Origin of the sequence: Corynebacterium sp. HMSC074A01, from assembly GCF_001831515.1 — a bacterium.
GTDB lineage: Bacteria > Actinomycetota > Actinomycetes > Mycobacteriales > Mycobacteriaceae > Corynebacterium.
In genome coordinates this window covers 129,770-130,102 of sequence record NZ_KV825599.1, presented here as the reverse complement: position 1 = coordinate 130,102, position 333 = coordinate 129,770, and the positions used below count along the sequence as shown (strand labels likewise).

At 64.0% G+C, this 333-nt stretch carries 1 protein-coding gene; it reads left to right on the top strand.

The genetic code is table 11. The features are described 5' to 3' along the window. Window positions 1-39 precede the first annotated feature (39 nt). The coding region (locus tag HMPREF2550_RS12380; RefSeq protein ID WP_210400202.1) for a hypothetical protein at window positions 40-333 on the top strand (294 nt) is incomplete at its 3' end.

The window sequence follows — 333 nt, the reverse complement described above, 5'->3', positions numbered from 1 at the left end:
TTGGGTTCTATTCCTGGTGATGGGTTTGCGGTTGGGGATATGCCTTCCCCGCAGGTGCCGGGGTTTGGTGAGTCACCGTTGCCGCGGACGTTGCGTGATGCGTTTACTGCTGCAGGTCTTGGTGCGTTGGGGCAGGCGGTGACTCCGTCCCAGGTGGTTGGTGAGTATGGGTTGCCCACCCCTGAGGTGTTGGAGCAGGTGGCTGCGAAAACGCCTGCTGGTGTGGCGGGTACCGAGGCCGCGTCGGTTGGTTTGGGTCAGCTCGCTCCCGCTGGTGCGGGTGCTGGGCTGGTGCCGACTACTGGTGCTGGTGGTGCAGGCACGCTTAGCCAG